Genomic DNA, 21,627 nt, shown 5'->3' with positions numbered 1-21,627 from the left:
AAATAAAGGCGCAAAAAATCCTCTCCACTTGCATTAAAATCCCCTTCAATATTTATGAGTTAGTCTCTTATTTTTTAGGTGATATTTTATGACAGCATTAAACAACCAGAACCTATTACAACTTCGTTTTGTAAACCAAGCTCATATCGAGGCGGTCAAGCCATCATTTGCTAATCTTCCAGCTAATCCTTATGCCGATGGTGCGTTTCGTAAACGTCGTTATTCAGTGATTAAAGTGCAAGATGGTGAACTAAAATTACAAGCCACTAAAGCGTTTGTACAAGATGATTCAATCAATACCTTTCAGGGCAATGTTGAGCGCACTTACGAAAACTTAGAACCAAGTTTGCTACAAACAGACGGTATGAAAAGTATCGTTAATGAGTTTCGTGCGATTACAGGTATTAGTGATGAGCGTGATATTGAAATTCACCAGTTCAGAATGTTAGCAATCGAGAGTGATACGCCTCCTGCGCCAGAAGGTATTCACCAAGACGGCTTTGATCACGTGTGCATTTGTGGTGTGTCACACGAAAATTTAGAAGGTGGTGAGCTTTTGGTTTATGAAAACAAACAAGCTGAGCCGTGTTTTAAAATGGAAATTAAAGACGGTATGTTTGCACTGATCAATGACCGTGAGGTATGGCACAACGCTACACCAATGAATAAAATTGACGCCAGTAAAGACGGTTACCTAGACTGTTTTGTATTAACGGCTTAAGGAATGGCAATGAATTTAACTAAACTACGCCGTCAATTTCCGGCATTAATGCAACAAGTTGCTGGTAAGTCACCTATATTTTTAGATGGCCCGGGTGGCTCGCAAGTGCCACAATCAGTGCTTAGCGCAATGTCGGCTTACTTAGGTTATTACAACTCTAACTTGGGTGGGGCATTTTTCTCAAGTGATAAAACGGTTGAGCTAATGGCTAATGCGCGCCAAGCAGCGGCTGATTTATTAAATGCCCCTTCTCGCGATCAAATCGTATTTGGCGCGAATATGACCAGTTTAACATTTAGCTTTAGCCGCGCAATTTCACGTGAATGGCAAGCGGGTGATGAAATCATCGTGACCAATGCTGACCACTTTTCAAATGTATCGTCGTGGCAACAAGCAGCACAAGATAAAGGCGTGAAAGTTAGTGCAGCACGTATCAATGAAGCGGATTGCAGCCTAGATTTAGCACATTTTGCCAGCTTGCTAAATACCAACACCAAGCTTGTTGCAGTAACGTATGCATCAAATACCACTGGGTCTATTAACGATATTCAACGTATTGTTGCCATGGCTCATGAAGTGGGTGCATTGGTTTATGTTGACGCTGTGCATTATGCACCGCATGAACTGGTTGACGTGCAAGCGCTAGATTGTGACTTTTTAGCGTGTTCTGCGTATAAGTTTTTTGGCCCGCATTTAGGCATGGTTTATGGTAAGCGTGAGCACCTTGAAGGATTTACGCCTTACAAGGTTGAACCTGCGAAGGATATTATTCCAGGGCGCTGGGAAACCGGCACGCAAAGCTTTGAAGCACTCGCAGGTTTAATTGCTGCGGTTGATTATATTGCTGACATTAGTGAGCTTGATGATAGTTATTCACGCCGTGAAAAACTAACCGTGGCGATTGCTAAAACTAAACAGCATGAAATGGCGTTAAGTGAGCACTTCCTAACTCGCTTGGTCAATTATCCTAAAATCAAGCTGTATGGTATTGATGATTTAGAACGTTTATCAGAGCGCACCCCCACCTTTGCTTTAACCTTTGCAGGGCTTGAGCCGCGCCAAGTATCTGAGTTTTTAGGTAAGCAGCATATCTGTGTGTGGGATGGTAACTTTTACGCACAGGGTTTGTGTGAGCAGTTAGGTGTGTTGGATAAAGGTGGCGTAGTTCGCATCGGTTGCATGCATTACAACACCATTGAAGAGCTTGATCAGCTGTTTGATTTGTTTGATGAACTTTTAGGGTAAAGTTTCAAGCAACAAGGTTCAAGTTTTAGAAGCTTGAACCTTGCTCACATGCCCTTAAAGTTTACAATGCGCTCGCAGCTCGTTTAGCTCTGTGGCTGTCCGTATATTTGCTCTGCGCGGTTAAACATTACCCATGAAGTCAAAATATATTTATCGTTAGAGACGGGTTTATTGCCACGATGAGTATGGGTAAAGTAGCCAGGTGCAATAACCATTGTACCTTTCTTTGGTGAAATTTTACGCTGTTGGTAATAAAACTCAGTCTCGCCACCTTCTTCAACATCGTTTAGGTAAAACATAAAGAGTAAAACCCGGTGCAGCGCTTCGTTGTGGCCAGCTTGTGGGTAAACTTCGCTGTGCCAATAAGGGTAGCCGCCTTTGTTTGTTTCGTATTTTTGCGCTTGAATATTGCCCAAGCGAAAAATTTGCTGCACTAATAATGGCAGCTGTGGTTTGCCTATCTCATCAAAGTTAGCTTGCGTTAAATCGGTCGGAACGCCTGTTTTTGGGTGATACACTTTTAGCCCAAATGCACCTATCATCATGAAAATATGTTCTTCAAGATATTTAAATACATAGCCTGCAGTGGTCTGTTGAATGTGTTTTAGTTGCTCTGAATATTCAGGGTAATTATATAAATGTAGGTCTTGGCTGTCTTTTTTAGCTAAATCGACACCGCCTGAAGTCATACCTTGTTTTAGATGCGGGCTTTGTTCAAAGAGCGTGATAAAGTTATCGCAAAATTCATTGCTTAGGGCGTTATCGTAAACGCGAATAAAGTCCGTCATGAGCTGCCTTTATTGGAATTATTATGTTTATAGAAAAAATTACACCGCGCTTTAGCGAAACCGATGTATTAGGACACATCAACAATACCGTACTACCGGTATGGTTTGAAGCCGCCCGAGCGCCTATTTTTAGATTTTTTACCCCTGATTTAAATCCGCATGACTGGAAGTTGATTATCGCTAAAGTCGAAGTAAGTTTTGTTGGTGAGCTTTTTTATGGTCACGACGTTGAAGTTAAATCCTCAATTGAACACATTGGTTCAAGCTCTTTTGTTATTCGCCAAGAGGCTTACCAACAGGAGCAGTGTTGTGCCGTAGGCAAAACCGTAATGGTGCGTTATGACTTTGAGAGTAAGTGTTCTGTCGCGCTATCTAAGACTGAAAGAGAGGCTTTGTCAGCGCACTTAGTCATGAGTGAACAGCTGTAGCTTATTATTACGATAAAGGCCCTTAGTTAGTGATTCCTCAAGCAGGTATTGTTTACAGAACTCGAATGTTTTTAGAAGACAATAAACTGCAACTTGTTAGTGATTAAGATAGAATGCCCCCATTATTCTGATGTTGTTTTTGGGTTACTTAATTCATGCTGTTGATGATCGATAATTATGACTCGTTCACTTATAACTTGGTGCAATACTTTCAGCGTCTTGATCAAGAGGTGTTGGTAAAGCGTAATGATGAGTTAAGCGTTGCACAAATTAAGCAGCTAAATCCTCAGCATATAGTGATTTCACCAGGGCCTTGTTCACCTAATGAGGCTGGGATTTCACTACAAGCTGTTGAACAACTAAAAGGGATTTATCCTATTTTGGGAATTTGTCTGGGGCACCAAACCATTGCCCAAGCATTAGGTGCAAATGTTGTGCGTGCTAAACAGGTTATGCATGGTAAAACATCACCGGTATATCATCGTGAGCAAGGGGTATTCAAAGGCTTGGCAAATCCGTTAACCGTATGTCGCTACCACTCTTTAGTTGTTGAGCCGCAAGGGTTACCCGCTGAACTTGATATAACTGCGTGGACACAAACCCCTAGCGGCGAATTTGAGTATATAATGGGGCTTGTGCACAAAGAACTTGCTCTCGAAGGGGTGCAGTTTCATCCTGAGGCAATATTAACAGAACAAGGGCTTGAATTACTTGCCAACTTTTTAACTCGGTTCTAGGCTTAGGGTTAATTCACCGTTCTTCGATTACTTTATAAAAGAAATTATTAAATGACAGACATCAAGCGCCAACAGATCACCGCCAATGTTTTAGAGCAGCGAGCACATGACTTATTGCTTGGTCATAACTTTGCGCAACGTCAAATTGGCTATATTCATACGCTTGAAATTAATTACGGTGAACCAATAAAGCAGCGTACATTACTTGAAGTAGAAATGGCGGCGCATACGAAACGTAAAGAGACGAGCACAGCACACCATAAGTACCGCGCGCAGGCTAGTCAGCAGCTACATAATGCGATTGAAACTGCAATGAAAAAGCAGCTTGCTGATATAGATAGTGTATTACATGAAACAATTGGTATTGAAGATAATGTGCCTGCTATTTTAGATATCTTGTCTGTAAAGTCTGCGTCTGTCGGTCGTTTGGAGCCCCTTGTAAACGATTTAAGTTGGTTAGGGCGTGAACTTGTTACCTTTGTAAACTTACCTTACTATCGCAAACAGCGTAATAAGCATACCTCAGTTAAGGTCGACAGTCCTTCACTTGCATTACGATACATAGGCCTAGATAACCTAAAGTTTGTGGTGCCAACATTTGCTGTACGCCATTGGATGCCGCATAGCACAGAGCCTTTTCCATTACTTAAACGTCGCCTGCGTGATAATTCAATGGCATGTGCAATTGCTGCACAAGAAATTGCAAAATTAAATGGCGTTAATGAAATTCACGCCTTTACGCTCGGTATGTTATTAGATGTTGGCAAAATAGCATTGGTGCGTTTGTATTTGCGTACGTTTGAATTAGTTTGGCGTCGTAAAGTCACTTTAGCGAGAGAAGAGCAACACAAAGACTTGCATACTGCATTGTTAGAATTAAAGCCAGATCCTTTGTTTTTGAGTACGTTACTCAGCGAGCAATCATTAAAAATAACAGCGAAGGTAATTGAAAAAATGGCATTTCGTTATTTGCCTTTTAATTTTGTGATGGAGCAACTGACTACAGGGCCTGCAAAGGGTGATTCACTGTTGCCTTTAACAGCGGTAATGCAAAAAGCGCGCTGCTATTCGCAGTATGTTACGCTTACAGAGCACCAGTTGGTTGAAAGTGATGAGGCACAGCGGTGGTTTGAATATATAGACTTTACTAAAGCTGAGTTGCAGCATTTAGAGAAGGTTAATTTACAGAACTTCCATATTAAATTAGATTGATCACACCCTACGATTGACCCGTTGAGACAAAGCCAGCCTGACTTTGGCTCTGCTATAGGTAATTGCGTCTATCTGATTGCAGCTGTTCTGAGAGTAATAATGTATTATTTTCACTTTTACAGGTTAAAACTCGACTAATTATAAAATAATTGTTAATTTTTTTGCGACTATTCATTCATCATTCAGTCCATTCTATCTCTACTATTTCAATGCGACAGACTCGTGCAGTGAGTTATAGAGCGCTTGATGCTCCAAAAATGCAACAGCATTTAGCAGCAAATAGTTATTCACTATCTATGAAATAATATCTCAATCCCTTTATTTACAAGGGTTTCATGAAAGTTTTATAAGAGACAATAGCGTTAAACTCTGAAATAATGGCTACCTGAAAATTGAACCAGAGAGTCTTTTTTAAAATTTAGGCTATGCTGATTTGCATCATTGAATATGTGATGAAGTTTATAATCTAGCGGCTTTGCACTCTCTGCGATATCACAATTAAGAGGAATTAAAATGACAGTCAATCGCGAATTATTTGATCAAGTAATGGTACCTAACTACGCACCTTCAAGCGTAATTCCTGTTCGTGGCGAAGGTTCGCGCGTATGGGATCAGCAAGACCGTGAGTATATCGACTTTGCTGGTGGTATTGCTGTTAACTGTCTGGGTCACTGCCACCCTGCATTAGTCAATGCATTAAAAGAGCAAGGTGAAAAAATTTGGCATTTATCAAATGTTATGACCAATGAACCAGCACTTCGCCTAGCTAAAAAGCTAGTTGATGCAACATTCGCTGATAAAGTTTATTTTGCCAATTCAGGCGCAGAAGCAAATGAAGCGGCGCTTAAATTAGCGCGTCGTTTAGCGCTTGAAGAATTCGGTGCTGAAAAGTCACAAATCATTGCATTTAATAAAGGCTTCCACGGCCGTACATTCTTTACGGTAACAGTGGGTGGCCAAGCTGCTTACTCAGATGGTTTTGGTCCTAAGCCTGGTGATATTGTACATTGTGATTACAATGATTTAGCTGCATTTGAAAAGCTAATTTCAGATAAAACATGTGCCGTAATGATGGAACCTCTTCAAGGTGAAGGCGGTATCATCTCGCCAACGGATGAATTCGCTAAAGGTGTTCGCGAGTTATGTGATAAGCACAATGCACTACTTATTTTCGATGAAGTGCAAACAGGTGTTGGCCGTACTGGTGAGCTATATGCATATCAAGGTTTAGGTGTAACGCCTGATATCCTGACTTCTGCTAAAGCGTTAGGTGGTGGTTTCCCTATTGGCGCAATGCTAACAACGACTGAAATCGCTAAGCATCTTAAAATTGGTACACATGGCTCTACATATGGTGGTAATCCACTAGCATGTGCTGTTGGTGAAGCGGCTTTTGATACAGTTAATACACCAGAAGTTCTTGCTGGCGTTAAAGAAAAAGAAGCGTTATTCCGTGAGTTATTAACGGCAATCAACGACAAGTACAGCGTATTCTCCGAAGTACGTGGTCAAGGCTTGTTAATTGGTGCTGTGGTTAACGAACAGTTTAAAGGCCGCGCGAAAGAGTTTTTAGTTGCCGGTATAAACGAAGGTGTTATGTCATTAGTTGCAGGTGCTGACGTTGTTCGTTTCACTCCTTCACTTGTAATACCAGAGGCTGATATCCGCGAAGGTATGGCACGCTTTGAAAAAGCAGTCGCTAAAGTTGTGAACGGCTAATAACCCGTTTCATTTTATTGAGGGCAAGTAACACACTTACCCTCACATTCCAATTTTACCGTTATATAAGGGAGCAAGCGGACTCATGATGATCCTTCGCCCAATCCAGCAATGTGATTACCCAGCTTTATTGAAAATCGCCCATGAATCAGGGCATGGCTTTACCTCTTTGCCGAATAACGAAGCGTTATTACAAAAGAAAATAGACCATTCATTAAGCTCATTCGCAAAAAGTGCATCTCACCCGGGTGATGAAGGTTACTTGTTTGTTCTTGAAGATAGCGAAACAGGTGAAGTCGTCGGAACTTCGGCTATTGAAGCCGCTGTAGGTTTAGATGATGCATTTTACCATTACCATTTAAGTAAAGTGATTCACTCATCACGTACGCTTGATGTATACAAAGCGGTTGATATTTTAACGCTCTGTAACGATTACACCGGTGCTACTGAATTGTGTACGTTATTTTTAAAAGATGGTTACCGTAAAAATAATAACGGTAAGCTGCTGTCAAAAGCACGCTTTATGTTTATAAAACAACATCAAGAGCGTTTCGCTGAAACAGTCATTGCTGAAATGCGTGGTGTATCAAATGAAAATGGCGATAGCCCATTTTGGCAATGGCTCGAAGAGCACTTTTTCTCAATGGACTTTCCAACAGCCGATTACCTAACAGGAATTGGCCAAAAAGTGTTTATTGCCGAACTAATGCCTAAGTACCCAATTTACGTGAACCTGTTAAGTAAAGATGCGCAAGAAGTGATTGGTAAAGTGCATAGCAATACACGCCCAGCAATTGAGTTATTAAAAAGTGAAGGTTTCACCTTTAATGGCTACGTTGATATTTTTGATGCGGGCCCGACTGTTGAGGCGAAAGTAGGTAATATTGCGACCATTCGTAATGCCAATAACTTTACTGTGAAAATTGGTGACAACAGTGGCGACACGCCAGTAATGTTAGCGAATGATAAATTAAATGACTTTAGAGCAACTGTCGCACAGTTAAACTTTGATGCGACAAGTGCAGAGCTTACATTGCCACAAGCAATGGCAGACGCACTTCATTTACAAGCGGGCGATACCGTTACCGCAACAAGCTTATAATTTAGGAGAAAGTATATGACTCATCCTGCACAATTTATTAATGGTCAATGGTCACAAGGCCAAGGCGACTCATTCAATTCAGTTAACCCTGCAAATAACGACGTTATTTGGCAAGCGAACTCGGCATCTGCTGAGCAAGTAAATAGCGCAGTAAGCTCTGCACGTGAAGCATTTTACACTTGGGCTGATAAATCTTTTGATGAACGTTTAGCGATTGTAAAAACGTTTGCTGCAACGCTTAAAGAACATAGCGAAGAACTTGCTGTAGCGATTGCACAAGAGACAGGTAAGCCATTATGGGAAACGCGTACAGAAGCGGGTGCCATGGTGGGAAAAATTGCTATTTCTGAAAAAGCTTTTTTAGATCGCACCGGTGATGTTGAAAACCCAATGCCACAAGGCCGTGCTATGATCCGTCACAAGCCACACGGTGTTGTTGCTGTGTTTGGTCCTTATAACTTCCCGGGCCATTTACCTAACGGCCATATCGTTCCTGCGCTTTTAGCCGGTAACACTGTGGTATTTAAACCATCAGAGTTAACGCCTATGGTAGCTGAGCTAACGCTTAAGCTATGGGAAAAAGCAGGCTTACCAGCTGGGGTTATTAACCTTGTGCAAGGTGAAGTTGAAACAGGTAAAGCACTTGCTGCGCACAAAGAGATTGATGGCTTGTTTTTCACCGGTTCATCACGCACTGGCCATATTTTACATGAACAGTTTGCAGGTCAGCCAGGTAAAATTCTCGCATTAGAAATGGGTGGTAATAATCCACTAATCATTACTGATGTAGCAGACACTAAAGCGGCAATCCACGATATTCTGCAATCTGCATTTATTTCAAGTGGTCAACGCTGTACGTGTGCTCGTAAATTATTTTTACCAGCAGGTGAGCAAGGTGACGCAATTCTAGCTGGATTAATTACCGCGACTAAGGCAATCAAAGTAGGTAACTACGATGACGCTGATCAACCATTTATGGGATCGATGATTTCATCAGCAGCCGCTGCAGGTATGGCTAAAGCGCAACAGCAACTAGTTGAGCTAGGTGCAGAAGTTTTAGTTGAGCTTACACACACTGAAAATACCGGTTTTGTAACACCAGGTATTTTAGAGTGTAGCAATGTAACTGACTTCCCAGATGATGAGCACTTTGGTCCTTTATTAAAAGTATTCCGCTTTACGGACTTTGATAGCGCGATTGATAAAGCAAACGACACAAGCTTTGGCTTATCGGCAGGTTTGCTAAGTGATAACGCAGCTGATTATGACCACTTCTTACGTCGTATTCGTGCAGGCATCGTAAACTGGAACCGTCCAATAACAGGCGCATCAAGTGCAGCCCCATTTGGTGGTATTGGTGCTTCAGGTAATCATAGAGCAAGTGCATATTATGCGGCAGATTATTGCGCATACCCTGTTGCTTCAGTTGAACTTGAAAAAGTCGCTATGCCAGCAACATTGAGCCCAGGTCTAAAAATTGACTAATATTGTACTCTAGTTTGGTACTAAATAACTAAAAAAGCAGCCTAGGCTGCTTTTTTTGTATTGGTTACAGAGCAAAGGTAGCAATTAAAAGCGCTTTCTGCTTAAATCATTAGAGTCCCAATAATTTTATTACAGGTGTTTTAATTATGGTTTTAGATAGGCAAGGGTATGATGATCTCATCATGTATCTTACTCAAAATTTAGCGTTATTTGAGAAGCCCGGCGAAATAAAACCTGGCGCTCCTACGATAATGGAGTTAATTGAAGACGATATCGCTGAAAATGTTATGCTTTTATGTGAGCAACATACAGAGCTTTCAACAGAGCAGCGTGGCATGATCGTGCGTGAGGTTGATGGCATTGTATATGACTTACAAGAAGTGCTCAGCAGTGTTACCAGCAAACAGGTGACCATAGAGCAGCATGCTTTTATTGATGAGTTTGCTGGACTAGTGAAAAATTTATTTGATAACGCTGTTGCTGAAGGGGCTTAAATAAACTGATTATCGCTTTTTATTCTACGACACTCGCATCTTGAGGTGGCTTGGGTATACAATCAAGAAAATAATTTTTTTGAGAAGTAATATGCAAGCGAATGTAAAATGGGTTGAAGGCGATACGTTTATTGGTCTTTCTAATTCTGGCCACAATGTAGTTTTTGATGCTGGCAGCGACAGCGCAGCACCAAGCCCAATGGAAATGGTATTAATGTCAGCAGGGTGTTGTTCATCCGTTGATGTGGTAAGCATTCTAAAAAAAGCCAAACAAAACTTCTCAGATGTTCAAGTTCAGATAAACGCAGAGCGCGCTGAATCTGCTCCTCGCGTGTTCACCAAGATAAACCTACACTTTGTTGTTACCGGTGATAATGTCTCTGAGAAACACCTTTCACGTGCTGTACAGTTGTCTGCTGAAAAGTATTGCTCAGTTGCATTAATGCTTGATAAAACAGTAGAAATTACCCACAGTCACGAAGTTGTACAACAACAGGTAAAATAACGCTTTTTCCCGTGGTGAAATTCGTATAAAATCCGCGAACTTTCATTCTGCAGTGGCAGATTTCACTAGTTTATAGGTTGGTTTATCATGAACAAACCCTTCGATAAAATTAAACTACATGGCTTTAATAACTTAACCAAAAGTTTAAGCTTTAGTATTTACGATATTTGCTACGCAAAGACCGAACAACAGCGTAAAGAATATATTGAATATATCGACGAACAGTACAATGCTGATCGACTAACCGATATTTTAGGTGAAGTGGTTGATATTATCGGCGCAAACATTCTTAATGTTTCTCGCCAAGATTATGATCCGCAAGGTGCCAGTGTCACAATATTGGTATCTGAGGAGCCAATCGAACAACAGCAAACGTATGATGTTGACGAAACGCCAGGGCCATTGCCTGACACTGTTGTTGCGCATTTAGATAAAAGTCATATCTGCGTTCACACGTATCCTGAAGCACACCCTGATGATGGTATTTGTACGTTCCGTGCTGATATCGAAGTGTCAACGTGTGGCATTATCTCGCCACTAAAAGCGCTGAACTTCTTAATTCATAGTTTGGATTCAGACGTGGTTACAATCGATTACCGTGTACGTGGTTTTACCCGCGACGTAGATGGTGTGAAACACTATATTGATCATGCTATTAATTCTATCCAGAATTACATGACTGAAGATACCAAAGAAGCGTACCAAATGATGGACGTGAACGTGTATCAAGAAAATCTGTTCCACACTAAGATGATGCTAAAAGAGACTGATTTAAATACCTATCTATTTGGTGTGTCTACAGATGACTTATCTGGCGACGAAGAAGAAGAAATTCGTTCTAAGTTAACCCGTGAGATGCAAGAGATTTTCTACGGTCGTAACTTACCAGATACAGAATAAGCTAAGCTTGTTTAAAAACGGCGCATAACGAAAGTTATGCGCCGTTTTTGTTTGTGTAAGCTAGTGAGAGTAAGGTTAGCTAGGGGATGCAGGCTTTCGGCTATGAAAGTTTGCATAAAGTGCTTTCAACGTCGCAGGTAAACTTGCCTGTAAGCTTTGGCATGTATTGGCGCAACCTGCCAAAATAAGCGCGATCTGTACTTCGTAGTTTTCACTAGACAGTTTCTAACTCTAATTAGCATAAAGACCTGTTAACGTTAATAATCTAAGGGTAGCTTTGATTGAGGAGAGGCGAGCGCCATATTCAATATCAAGTTTTCAATTCTATAGCAGGCTATCAGCCAGCTCATTCCTAACTTAAAGGGCTTTATTGAAATTACTCTTTTAAGATAATGAGTTTTGCAAAACTTGCAAATGATGCTTATATTTTATAAGCGATACGAAGGAGATCTGATGGCTAAATACTCGCTACTGCTAATTTTTATTTTCATAAATACAGCTTTCGCAAAAGTAAAAGTCGGGGCAGCCCATTGGGTTGGCTATACTAATACAGACGAAACGGGTATCTATATTGAATTACTTAAAGAAATTTATATAGACGAAGATTTAGAGTTCGACTTTAGTACATATAAAAGAATGACTAAGCTATTTGAACAAAAAAAATACGACGTTGTGGTAGGGGTTAATAAGGAAGACGTCCCTTCAGCATATTATCCTCATTGGCATTTAGATTATGATCATCCAGTTAATGCATACTTTTTAAAATCGACAAATAACCTTAGCAGCCTGCCTGATTTAAACAACAAGGTATTAAGCTGGTTTAATGGTTACGATTTCGATAAATACATTGAATATGACCACGGTTATTATCCAGTATCGACTGTCGAAAAAGCAATGTCGCTATTGTTTAATCAACGTATAGACGCTTTTGTTGATTATGATTACAACATTCCAGAAGAATACAAATCAAAACTTAATTCTTTCCCTCTTGTGGCAGCTAGACCCGTTTATTTGGCTTTTTCAAATGATAAAAAAGGAAAAGAATTAGCCACTAAGTTTGACCAAAAAATGACAAACCTAAAAGCTTCAGGGATACTAAAAGAACTTTACAAGTCAGATTACATGAATACCAAGTTTGCAACTTTTAACCCAGGTGAGGCTAAAATAGTATTGAGCACTAATGATGAATCTTTATTACGATATAATACGTTTGGTGAAGAAAAGTCCTTGGAGTCGAAGCTTTACAAGCTTATTTTAAAAAAATTGGCAGACTATAAGGTTGAGTTTGTCAAAACATCAGGTTCTGAAAATGAAGAACAATATGGCACCAGCCATTGTTATGCAAATAAAATACAGACCATAGAAAGAAAAAATCTATATCTAATGTCAAAGCCTTTTTCTTTGTATTTAGCTCCTCGTCTTTACTCAAAGTATGATTTAACTAAATATGATAAAACGGCAACGTTAATTGAATTATTAACGACAAGTAAATTTAGACTTGGTATATCAAAAGAAAGAATATTTTCTTCCAACATACAACTCCAACTTGAAAACGTTAGTGAATTACAAGTTAAAAATGCGGCCTTTAATACCTTTTCCAGATTGCAACAACTGGCTATGTTGGATGAATTTGATCTAACTATCGAATACCCTAGTGATATAGCCACATACTGGCACGAGGTAACCGATGCTGAAATTTATTCTTTTGATTTGAATCTAAAGTCTCCATTTACTGTTGGCCATTTAATGTGCAAACGAAGTGGAGAAAGTGCTCGTTTTGTACATGATTTTGATAAAGTAGTGTCAAAGCTAATCCAATCTAGCGAATATAAAGAGATCATAAGAAGCTTCGCAATTGGTTTAAGTTCTGAACGCTTTGAATATATTTATCAGCAAGCCCTATTAAGAGAAATGAATTAGAGTATTACTCTTCTTTGTACTGGTTAGAGCTTACTGAACGTCTGGTTATGTGTATAAGTGTGATTGCCTGTATTAGTCCAAAATAGCTCAGACAATTAACCTCACTTTAAGCCAATTGCAGCAAGTCCCATTTGTTGCCGTATAAATCTTCAAATACCACCACAGTGCCGTAGGCTTCTTCACGGGGTTGTTCGTTAAATTTAACGCCCTGTTGCTGCATCATTTTATAATCTCGCCAAAAGTCATTGGTGTGTAAAAATAAAAACACACGACCGCCAGATTGATTGCCTACAGAGTCTAATTGCTGTGGCGTACTTGCTTGTGCAAGCAGTGAGTTAGTGCCATTCGAATTAGGAGGAGCGATTAATACCCAGCGTTTGCCATTGCCAATATTAGTATCTTCAATTAAATCGAACCCCAGTTTTTGAGTATAAAATGCGATGGCGTCATCGTAGTTTTCGACCACTAACGCGACGCTTCCTATTTGTTGTTTGATATTGGGCATTGGCTAACCTTACGGCTTAAGAACTGTGTATGGCTGTTTTATCACATAACAACAATTCATCAGAGGCCAAAAGGTTGTGTAGAGTCGTTCATGGTTGATTTTACCAACCATTTGACTGCTATTGTTACCACTTATATGCTGGTAAAAAACCACAACTAAGGTTCAGCATGCCAGCAAACTTATCTCAATGTGTATTTAGTGCGGAACAAGTGCGCACACACGAACCTAATGCAGCAGAGCAAAGCGCTGTGTCTATGTATACGCTTATGGATCGTGCAGGTCAGGCAGTGTTTGAGCAGGCGATTAAGCATTACCCACACGCGCAAGATTATGTTGTTTTAGTTGGTGTCGGCAACAATGCTGGTGATGGCTATATTGTTGCAAGCTTGGCAAAACAAGCTGGCAAACAGGTTACGGTGATTGCTGTACTACCAGATAAGCCGTTAACAGGTGATGCGCTTACAGCGCAAAAAGCATGGTTAGCCGTTGGTGGTGAAATATCAAATTATGACCCGCTAACAATAAAAACTGCAGACATTATTATTGATGGTTTGCTGGGCACAGGTCTTAAAAGTGAGGTGCGAGAGCCATTTACTAAAGTAATAAAAACGGCCAACGATAGTCCCGCGCCAATTATTGCGATTGACTTACCTTCGGGTATTAATGCTGACACCGGTGTTGTACAAGGTATTGCTATTCAAGCCGAGCTTAGTGTTACGTTTGTTGGCATAAAGCAAGGCTTAGTAACGGGCGAGGGCAGAGCTTATGCGGGTAAATGTGAATTTGCAGACTTAGGCGTTGGTCAGGCGTTTATCCAATTGGCAACGCCAAGCGCAGCGCTTATTAATTATGACACCACTCAAGGCTTAGCTAAGCGACAAAACAATAGCCACAAAGGCAGCCATGGCAAGTTACTGTGTGTTGGCGGTAATGCGGGCACTGCCGGTGCAATAAGGTTAACTAGCGAGGCGGCGCTTCGTACAGGCGCAGGTATGGTTAAGGTGTATACCCACCCAGATTCTGTATTGGCTATCAGCATGGGTCGCCCTGAGTTGATGGTGACGACAACTAATCTTCACGCAGCATTAGACTGGGCAACGTGTATAGCGATTGGCCCAGGGCTTGGCCAAGACTCATGGTCTAAATCTACCTTCAAAACGGTTATTCAACACTGTGTTGCCCACAATAAAGCAATGGTGGTCGACGCCGACGCATTAAACCTTATTGCTCAGCAATCATCGCCTATTGCACTGAAAAACACGGTGTTCACACCGCACCCAGGCGAAGCCGCACGGCTACTTAATTGCGCCATTAGTGATGTAGAGTTAAACCGTTATCAAAGTGCATGCAAATTAGCTGAAACATATTCAACTACTTGCGTACTCAAAGGGGCGGGCAGCGTTATCGCTAATACCACTAAAAGTTGGGTATGCACTGATGGCAACCCCGGGCTAGCCGTAGGCGGCAGTGGTGACGTACTCACAGGGGTTATTGCAGGCCTTATTGCACAAGGGGTAACGACTGAACAAGCTGCGTGTTTTGGTGTTATCTTGCACGCAAAAGCCGGAAATATAGCCGCACAGCGCGACGGCGAACGAGGTATGCTACCGAGTGATCTGTTTGCGATAGTTAGGGAGTTGGTAAACTGACTTACATTGGGTTAGTGTTTTGTCACTTTGCTTAAAAACTTAGTGAGAATGAGCTCTTTTTCTACTTGAAGGAGCTTATCTTCAGTTGTTACTTTTTCAATGTTGGCAATCATTTCCAAGCGTGTAATTTTTTCATAGGCGAGCTCGCTTTCATTGAGCTCACTAACTAATACAGACTTTACTACCCCAAAGTTAGGGTCATCAACTTTATTAAAATCAAACTCTGCATCTAAATACTCACCGTAAGGTACGTTGTAAATAACAGCAATCCAGAGTTTTTTTTGATTTTCATCGTTAGATTTTAACCAGTGTGTTTTCGGAACTAAAATATCAGCCGAATAATAAATATCATCATAGAAAAAGTCACCATCAATTCTACAGTAAGCGAGTGACTCTCCTTTACTGTCTGCCAGCTCTATTTCGGCCGTAAGTAGTTCTTTTTTACTACCGCCTAACTTAACAAAATCTTCTTTACTTATCCCTATGTAAGGGTTATTAAATTTTTTACGTTGCATTATTATTTCCATAACGGTGGACTTTAATAGCTAAAAGTAAAATGTATGCTTAATTTTTACATAATTTGTCTATTTAACTAATTTGTAGTTTTACCCGTAACAGTTAGTGTTATTTTTTTCCTAAACATAAATATAATAATAGCTAAAAAGAAAACCAACAAATGCAGTGGATATTCAATAAAGTAAACTAAAGGAGTTAATGCCCCTCTCACAGCTGTTTTTAACCATTCACGCTTACTGATATAGTCAGCGATAGGGGGGGAGTAATGATAATATTGTGCAACAAAATATTGCCCAGGTGTGTTGGTTAATAAGTATTCATCTCTAAAAGTTCTTAACACTTTTACTTTAGGCATAAAGTAGCTACCATAAGCCGCCGTTGCAATAAAACAACCTCCGTCATCACTAACACCTTCTTTAGGTGCTTCAAGCGATGTGTCAGTTCCACCACCACCCGTATCAGAGCCACCAGAATCATCATCACCAGATGAGCTTTCATTCGGTGTTACACTGAGTAAATTACCATTTTTATCGTAGGTGTAACTGACTACAGTACCGTCTTTATAGGTGGCCTCAGCGATACGTTTGGAAATGTCGTATTTGTATGTAACTGCGTAACTATTAAAGTTAAAACATACGAACAAAACAATTATTATGGACTTACTAACAGTCATTTATAACCCCTATTAATGATAGCATTTATTTAAACTACACTCACCAAAGACATCTTTGTTTATCCTTATCCTGGTTCGTTCTATGGCTTTACAAGTTCTCGTTGAGCCCCAAAACTCATAAACGGGAACATAATAGTATGGAGAACCTGCAATGTTTTTATTTAAACTATTCACTTGCTGTTGTGGCCTTATATAAAAACCTTGGCCGTTCTTTTTATTCGCTGTCGTTCCCTCTTTATACGATTGAGCGTCACCATTTTTCCTAATTTGATACACTGTTTGTTCACCTATATAGTCATTGTTATTTTTATGGAGGCGAGTGCTAGCATTTACTGTTGTTGAAGAGTTATTTGCTATATTAAGTAACTCTTCTGAAAATGTTGGTACAAGATCTTCCTGCTTTTTTCTAGGTTTCGGTGCCAACAACTTTGCTAGTTTTGGACCAGCTGCCCTACTAAATTTAACCGCCGGCATACCGCCAAGCTTCACATAAAGCTGCAATAGTTCAAACAATGTATTATCTTCTAGAGGAGTTAATCCACTTGGATCCACCAAATTGACCGGATCCCCCCCCACATAGGCATATCGATTGAGCGACCCTAAATCGCTAATATCACCACGAATAGGGTCTTTACTCACAAAGCGACGTAGCTCAGGTGAGTAGTAACGAGCTCGCATATAGATAAGCCCGTTATTGTCTGTGATAACGCCATCACGACCGTTGTAACCAAATGGTGTTGTAATCGCTTGGTTTTGCTCTGCAAACTCTGGCGCATCAAAACGCGTACCAAATGGCGTATACCCATAACGAGCAACTACATCACCATTTTGATCACTAATAGCGACTACAGAACCGCGATAATCGTAGTGGAAGTAATATTCCTGTGAGGTTTGATTTGCTTTGTTACTTCGTTGTGAAACTAAACCATAAGGACTATAAATAAAGTAGTGATAATCTACCGAATCATCAGGGTTCGTTACCTCTTGCCACGCAATTTGCGGTAGACCTAGGTAGTCAGGGAGCAATGAATAACGAATAGTTGTGTCACCACTTTCACTTGAATAGGTTTGTGTATCGCGCATACCTTCAGCATTGTAAGTGTATTGGTGATTGCCAGCACTAGCCAACTGATTTCGGGCGTTAAAGTCTAATGCCATATTACCTACATTGAGTGTATTGCCATCGAGGTCAAAGTCAAAATTTTCTGAATTTTTACTCACAATACGATTATCGGCTGAATAGGTCATAACCTGCTCAGCTAATAGCTCAACAGGTGGTGCAAATCCAGGTGTAATATCTTCCTTAGTAACTTGCCCAATAGCATTGTAGGCATAATGCTGTTCAAGTATTACAGTGCCGTCTGGCGCAGTATCAATACTACTGGTTAGCCTATTTAGCTCGTTGTAGGTGTTTACCAAAACAGTGCCATTTCCACGAATAACTTTTGTAATATTTTGGTTCGCGTCATACTCATACTCAGCAGCGATAACATCCTGATTTAATGCAGAAACAGAAGTTACTAAATTGAGTGCGTTATATGTGTACTGAATTGGGAGGTTAGTATTCCCATTGTTATTGATGTATTGAACCTGTTCTATGTTACCAGCTGCATCTCGAAGAAAGTTAACACCACGGAAGTTATTGTCATTTTGCTTGTATAAACTGACTCTATTTAAGTGGTCATATGTTCTAGTAATCGTAAGTTCATTTTCCGTAATGCTTGTAGCGTTAGCATTTTGGTCATACCCATAATTAATAGTAGAAATAGGGTCTGTTACGCTGATTAGACGTGAAGCTATATCATATTCGTAGCTACTTTGTTGATTGCGCCCATTGGTAAAGCTTTTAACTAAGCCATTTTCATTATATGAATATTGCAGCGATACATCGTCAGCTGTAGTTTCTGTCTCTACTTGAGCATTATTATTAAGGGCAAGCGTACGCGTATCATCAGCTGGTGCGGTAACACTGATAACGTTGTTATCGTTATCGTAGCTTTGCTTTGCAATAAGTGGCTCATCGTTACTGCTTGGGTGAGTAATGCTGATTAAGCGTGAGAGCTTGTCGTATGTGCTGCTCCACACTTGTGATAAGGCATTAGTTGTTTGGGAGGTTTGCCCGAGTAAGTTATATACGAAAGATTGTTTATTACCAACGGCATCCTCCGTTTGTTTAGTGCGATCCATTTCATCAAACGTTGCTTTGATGGTATTACCTTTAGCATCACTGGATTCAATTAAGTTGCCATTTTCATCAAATTCGGCTTTAACTATATTCCCTAATGCATCGGTTGTTTCGATAACGCGACCAAGCGCATCACGCTTTATTTTGATGGTATTGCTATTTGGATCGGTACTCTCGATTAACAGACTCTTACCATCATATTTATATTGATAAACTATATCCTGAACGTTTTGATTAAGACTGACGATACGCTTTTCTATTAGATCGCCTTGACCATTATAGTTGTACAGCGTTTGAGCCGCGGTGCTAGAAGTGCCGCTATTACAACGTTTATCGCAATACTCTATAACATTGCCTCTGGCGTCATAGACCCATGTTTCAAATAATCCGAGAGGATCAATTTTTCTAGTCACTCGGCCCAAGCCATCGCGTTCATAGCTAGTATTATTACCTTGAAAATCAGTTTCAGACTCAATAAAACCATCAGCATCATGATAAATACTGCGAGTGTATCCTTCGGGGTTTGTCTCACTCGTTAATAAGCCATTTGTATAACCATAGTATGTGGTTCTGCCTTCAGGTGTGGTTACGCTTGATGGCTGATTATTTTCGTTATAGGTAAATGAGGTAATTAACCCAAGTGCGTTTGTTATGGATTCAACATTATTAGTACCAGTTACGTAGCTATAAAGGGTTTCTTCCCCTAGTGCATTTATATGTTTAATAGTATTGCGTTTAGAGTCATACTCTTTTTTATCAACAGCACCGTCTGGCATTGCTAATTCGGTAATATCACCAAACTCTGTATACGCCATGCTGGTGGAATAACCACGGCCATTAGTAACAAGCGTTGGTTTTCCTTCTTCGTTGTATTCAAAGTTTTGCTCATGAGAAAGGGCGTTTACTTTTTTAACAAGCTGATAATTTTTATCAAAGGTTTTTTGAGTGATTTCACCGTTTCTATCATTGATAGTTGTAATAACGTGTTCATCGGTTTCTTGATAAGATAGGCGAAGCGGTAAATTATCATCACGCGAATCTTCTTGCTCAGTTGCACGACCTTTATTGTCGTATGTAGTCGTACTAACTAAGATAGAATTTAGGAAATGGTCAACGATCTGATCAAGGTTGTTGTAGGTGAACTCTTCAACCATACCATCAGCATGAGTAATTTTGGTTAATTGCTTGTTTTCATAGCTTAAACTAACAAATCTGCCTGCTGTAGTTGAGGCTTCAACCAAGAAACCGTCATTGTTATATATGTAGGTAATACCTACATTACTTACAGGCTCATAGGCTCTTTTCAAGCGACTTTGTGCATCAAACTCAAAGTTAGTGCCTTGTCCTAGGTGGTTCTCTATACGAGTTAGGAAATTAAATTCGTTGAAAATATAAGTTAAGCGATTACGTCGTTCAACTTTGAATGTGCCGTCTTCAAGTTTGGTTAGTTTATCTAAACGACAGCCAAAGCTTTCTGTGTTATATGTGCCATCACCTTTAGGATTAAACTTATGCTGTTGATTATCAGACCACCAAATAGTGACGTCGCCATTTGGTGCTTCTGCTATTTGCGCCGCATAGGCATTAGCAAAGTCCCAACCCACTCCAATTCCGCTTTGACCACGAATAAGTGAGTTATAATTGATAGCAAACGTAACAGGTACAACACCATTTGCGGTAAGTAGCCGCTTATTTTCAACCTTAGCGCCGTTGCTTGCAAGGATAGGGTTTGAGTCTTCGGTAATAGTAGCTGCTGTTATTTCACAATCAGATATTTTTTGAGGTGCAGTTTCAGCCCCTTCATAACCAGAAACTACTTCTTCCGTTTCTTGAGGCTGCACAACGGGAATAGTATGTGTAAACACACTTTCATTACCGTTTTCGTCAGTTGCAATGAATTTAAGTGTTAAATCACTTAAATCGTTATTGGTACGAGTGTATGAAAACGCGATATCTTGTCCGAATGGGTTACTTACATTAACTTTACGATCGAGGTTGTTATCACCCTCCCAGTCGGCTTGAATGCTGACAAGATCGCCATCTACATCTTTACTTTTCACTGTTATAGTAAATTGCTTATTTAATATAACGTAAGGAGGTATATTATCGCTCCAGACTAACGGGGCATTAGAGTTAACTGGTGGCGTTACTTCAACATGCCAATATTCACTACCAGCAAGTACCTTATGCTTGTTTTCATTTTGAGTATCTTTTAAGTAAAAACGTTTTTGTCCGTGTACGTTAGGTGTGCATGACATAGTAATTACAGACTCCGAAGAGCTTAGCAATTGGCAATGATCATTAGTACCTTCAATATTACCAATGGTCGTATTTGTTAAGTTTTCGCCTACTAATGTAAACACTGTTGCTGTATCTTGAGGTACAAGTTTAGGACTAAAGTCAATTAAACGAGTTTCTGTGTTTGGTTCTTCTTGCTCTATAAAGGTTGCTGAAATCGTTAAGTCTTCTTTTATCAATAATTCGCAAGCAGCTGCTTTACAGTCATTCGGCTGAGGTTCATGATCATAATTCCATTCGCTAAACTGCCAACCTTTGGCTGGGCTTGCTACTAAAGTTACTTTGGTATCATTTTCATATTGATAGCTACATGTGCTACCACAATCAATCTCATTGGTTGGAGAGCTGAATACTTCACCTTGGCCTGAGTAGTTTACAGATAATATAGAGCTGTTTTCACGGACTCCTTGAATATCTACCGTCCAATTTTCAGAGCCCGCAAGGCGCGCGCCCCCAGATTCGGCTTTGACATAGAAATCTTTGCTGCCTTCAACGTTGGGGGTACAAGAGAATTCTGCTTGAGTTGAAGAGCGGCTGACACGGTC

18 protein-coding genes are annotated in these 21,627 nt (G+C 40.2%); 13 read left to right on the top strand and 5 right to left on the bottom strand.

The features are described 5' to 3' along the window. Positions 1-88: 88 nt before the first annotated feature. Together ACHUE3_RS13645 and ACHUE3_RS13640 are read left to right on the top strand one after the other, a co-directional pair. Positions 89-721 (top strand): 2OG-Fe dioxygenase family protein, encoded by a 633-nt coding sequence (locus ACHUE3_RS13645; protein WP_394192941.1) that lies wholly within the window; start codon positions 89-91, stop codon positions 719-721. Positions 722-730: 9 nt separating this feature from the next. Then, a complete protein-coding gene (locus ACHUE3_RS13640) occupies positions 731-1,966 on the top strand; it encodes a cysteine desulfurase-like protein (protein ID WP_394192940.1) in 1,236 nt (411 codons plus the stop codon). Between the two features lie 83 nt (positions 1,967-2,049). Here the strand turns inward: ACHUE3_RS13640 and ACHUE3_RS13635 are convergent, their stop codons facing one another. Continuing rightward, positions 2,050-2,754 (bottom strand): 2OG-Fe(II) oxygenase, encoded by a 705-nt coding sequence (locus tag ACHUE3_RS13635; RefSeq protein WP_394192939.1) that lies wholly within the window; start codon positions 2,752-2,754, stop codon positions 2,050-2,052. A 23-nt stretch (positions 2,755-2,777) separates the two neighbouring features. Here ACHUE3_RS13635 and ACHUE3_RS13630 point away from each other — a divergent pair, with 23 nt between their 5' ends. The 10 genes from ACHUE3_RS13630 to ACHUE3_RS13585 all read left to right on the top strand — a co-directional run bounded on the left by ACHUE3_RS13630 (position 2,778) and on the right by ACHUE3_RS13585 (position 13,256). After that, positions 2,778-3,182, top strand: coding sequence for an acyl-CoA thioesterase (locus tag ACHUE3_RS13630; RefSeq protein ID WP_394192938.1), 405 nt, complete (start codon positions 2,778-2,780; stop codon positions 3,180-3,182). Between the two features lie 155 nt (positions 3,183-3,337). Beyond that, positions 3,338-3,919, top strand: coding sequence for an anthranilate synthase component II (locus tag ACHUE3_RS13625; RefSeq protein ID WP_394192937.1), 582 nt, complete (start codon positions 3,338-3,340; stop codon positions 3,917-3,919). 51 nt (positions 3,920-3,970) lie between these two features. Then, positions 3,971-5,131, top strand: a complete 1,161-nt coding sequence (locus ACHUE3_RS13620; protein ID WP_394192936.1) for an HDOD domain-containing protein — start codon at positions 3,971-3,973, stop codon at positions 5,129-5,131. A 513-nt stretch (positions 5,132-5,644) separates the two neighbouring features. Next, positions 5,645-6,850, top strand: coding sequence for an aspartate aminotransferase family protein (locus ACHUE3_RS13615; protein ID WP_394192935.1), 1,206 nt, complete (start codon positions 5,645-5,647; stop codon positions 6,848-6,850). Positions 6,851-6,935: 85 nt separating this feature from the next. Then, a complete protein-coding gene (gene astA / locus ACHUE3_RS13610) occupies positions 6,936-7,952 on the top strand; it encodes an arginine N-succinyltransferase (RefSeq protein WP_394192934.1) in 1,017 nt (338 codons plus the stop codon). Positions 7,953-7,967: 15 nt separating this feature from the next. Continuing rightward, complete coding sequence (gene astD / locus ACHUE3_RS13605) at positions 7,968-9,437, top strand: succinylglutamate-semialdehyde dehydrogenase (RefSeq protein ID WP_394192933.1); 1,470 nt, start codon at positions 7,968-7,970, stop codon at positions 9,435-9,437. Between the two features lie 146 nt (positions 9,438-9,583). Beyond that, the gene (locus ACHUE3_RS13600) at positions 9,584-9,931 is read left to right on the top strand and encodes a DUF3802 family protein (RefSeq protein ID WP_394192932.1); all 348 of its coding nucleotides are present in this window, start codon (positions 9,584-9,586) and stop codon (positions 9,929-9,931) included. 91 nt (positions 9,932-10,022) lie between these two features. Then, complete coding sequence (locus ACHUE3_RS13595; RefSeq protein ID WP_394192931.1) at positions 10,023-10,436, top strand: OsmC family protein; 414 nt, start codon at positions 10,023-10,025, stop codon at positions 10,434-10,436. An 87-nt stretch (positions 10,437-10,523) separates the two neighbouring features. Continuing rightward, a complete protein-coding gene (speD, locus tag ACHUE3_RS13590) occupies positions 10,524-11,336 on the top strand; it encodes an adenosylmethionine decarboxylase (protein ID WP_394192930.1) in 813 nt (270 codons plus the stop codon). 453 nt (positions 11,337-11,789) lie between these two features. Then, the gene (locus tag ACHUE3_RS13585) at positions 11,790-13,256 is read left to right on the top strand and encodes a substrate-binding periplasmic protein (protein WP_394192929.1); all 1,467 of its coding nucleotides are present in this window, start codon (positions 11,790-11,792) and stop codon (positions 13,254-13,256) included. A gap of 106 nt (positions 13,257-13,362) precedes the next feature. On the opposite strand, the gene ACHUE3_RS13580 is transcribed toward ACHUE3_RS13585, so the two are convergent. Beyond that, positions 13,363-13,761 (bottom strand): VOC family protein, encoded by a 399-nt coding sequence (locus ACHUE3_RS13580; RefSeq protein ID WP_394192928.1) that lies wholly within the window; start codon positions 13,759-13,761, stop codon positions 13,363-13,365. 167 nt (positions 13,762-13,928) lie between these two features. Between ACHUE3_RS13580 and ACHUE3_RS13575 the strand changes: the two genes are divergently transcribed. After that, complete coding sequence (locus tag ACHUE3_RS13575) at positions 13,929-15,410, top strand: NAD(P)H-hydrate dehydratase (RefSeq protein ID WP_394192927.1); 1,482 nt, start codon at positions 13,929-13,931, stop codon at positions 15,408-15,410. Between the two features lie 11 nt (positions 15,411-15,421). Here the strand turns inward: ACHUE3_RS13575 and ACHUE3_RS13570 are convergent, their stop codons facing one another. The 3 genes from ACHUE3_RS13570 to ACHUE3_RS13560 form a co-directional block, all read right to left on the bottom strand. Then, the gene (locus ACHUE3_RS13570; RefSeq protein ID WP_394192926.1) at positions 15,422-15,925 is read right to left on the bottom strand and encodes a hypothetical protein; all 504 of its coding nucleotides are present in this window, start codon (positions 15,923-15,925) and stop codon (positions 15,422-15,424) included. Between the two features lie 77 nt (positions 15,926-16,002). Next, on the bottom strand, positions 16,003-16,599 hold the full coding sequence (locus ACHUE3_RS13565) for a CFI-box-CTERM domain-containing protein (RefSeq protein ID WP_394192925.1): 597 nt from the start codon (positions 16,597-16,599) through the stop codon (positions 16,003-16,005). A gap of 12 nt (positions 16,600-16,611) precedes the next feature. Further along, positions 16,612-21,627: RHS repeat-associated core domain-containing protein (locus tag ACHUE3_RS13560; protein ID WP_394192924.1), on the bottom strand; the 5,016-nt coding region annotated here is incomplete at its 5' end.

The sequence above is a fragment of the Pseudoalteromonas atlantica genome (assembly GCF_043641955.1).
Classification (GTDB): domain Bacteria; phylum Pseudomonadota; class Gammaproteobacteria; order Enterobacterales; family Alteromonadaceae; genus Pseudoalteromonas; species Pseudoalteromonas atlantica_A.
The sequence above is the reverse complement of the archived record's forward strand: the minus strand, read 5'-3'. Positions and strand labels throughout refer to the sequence as shown.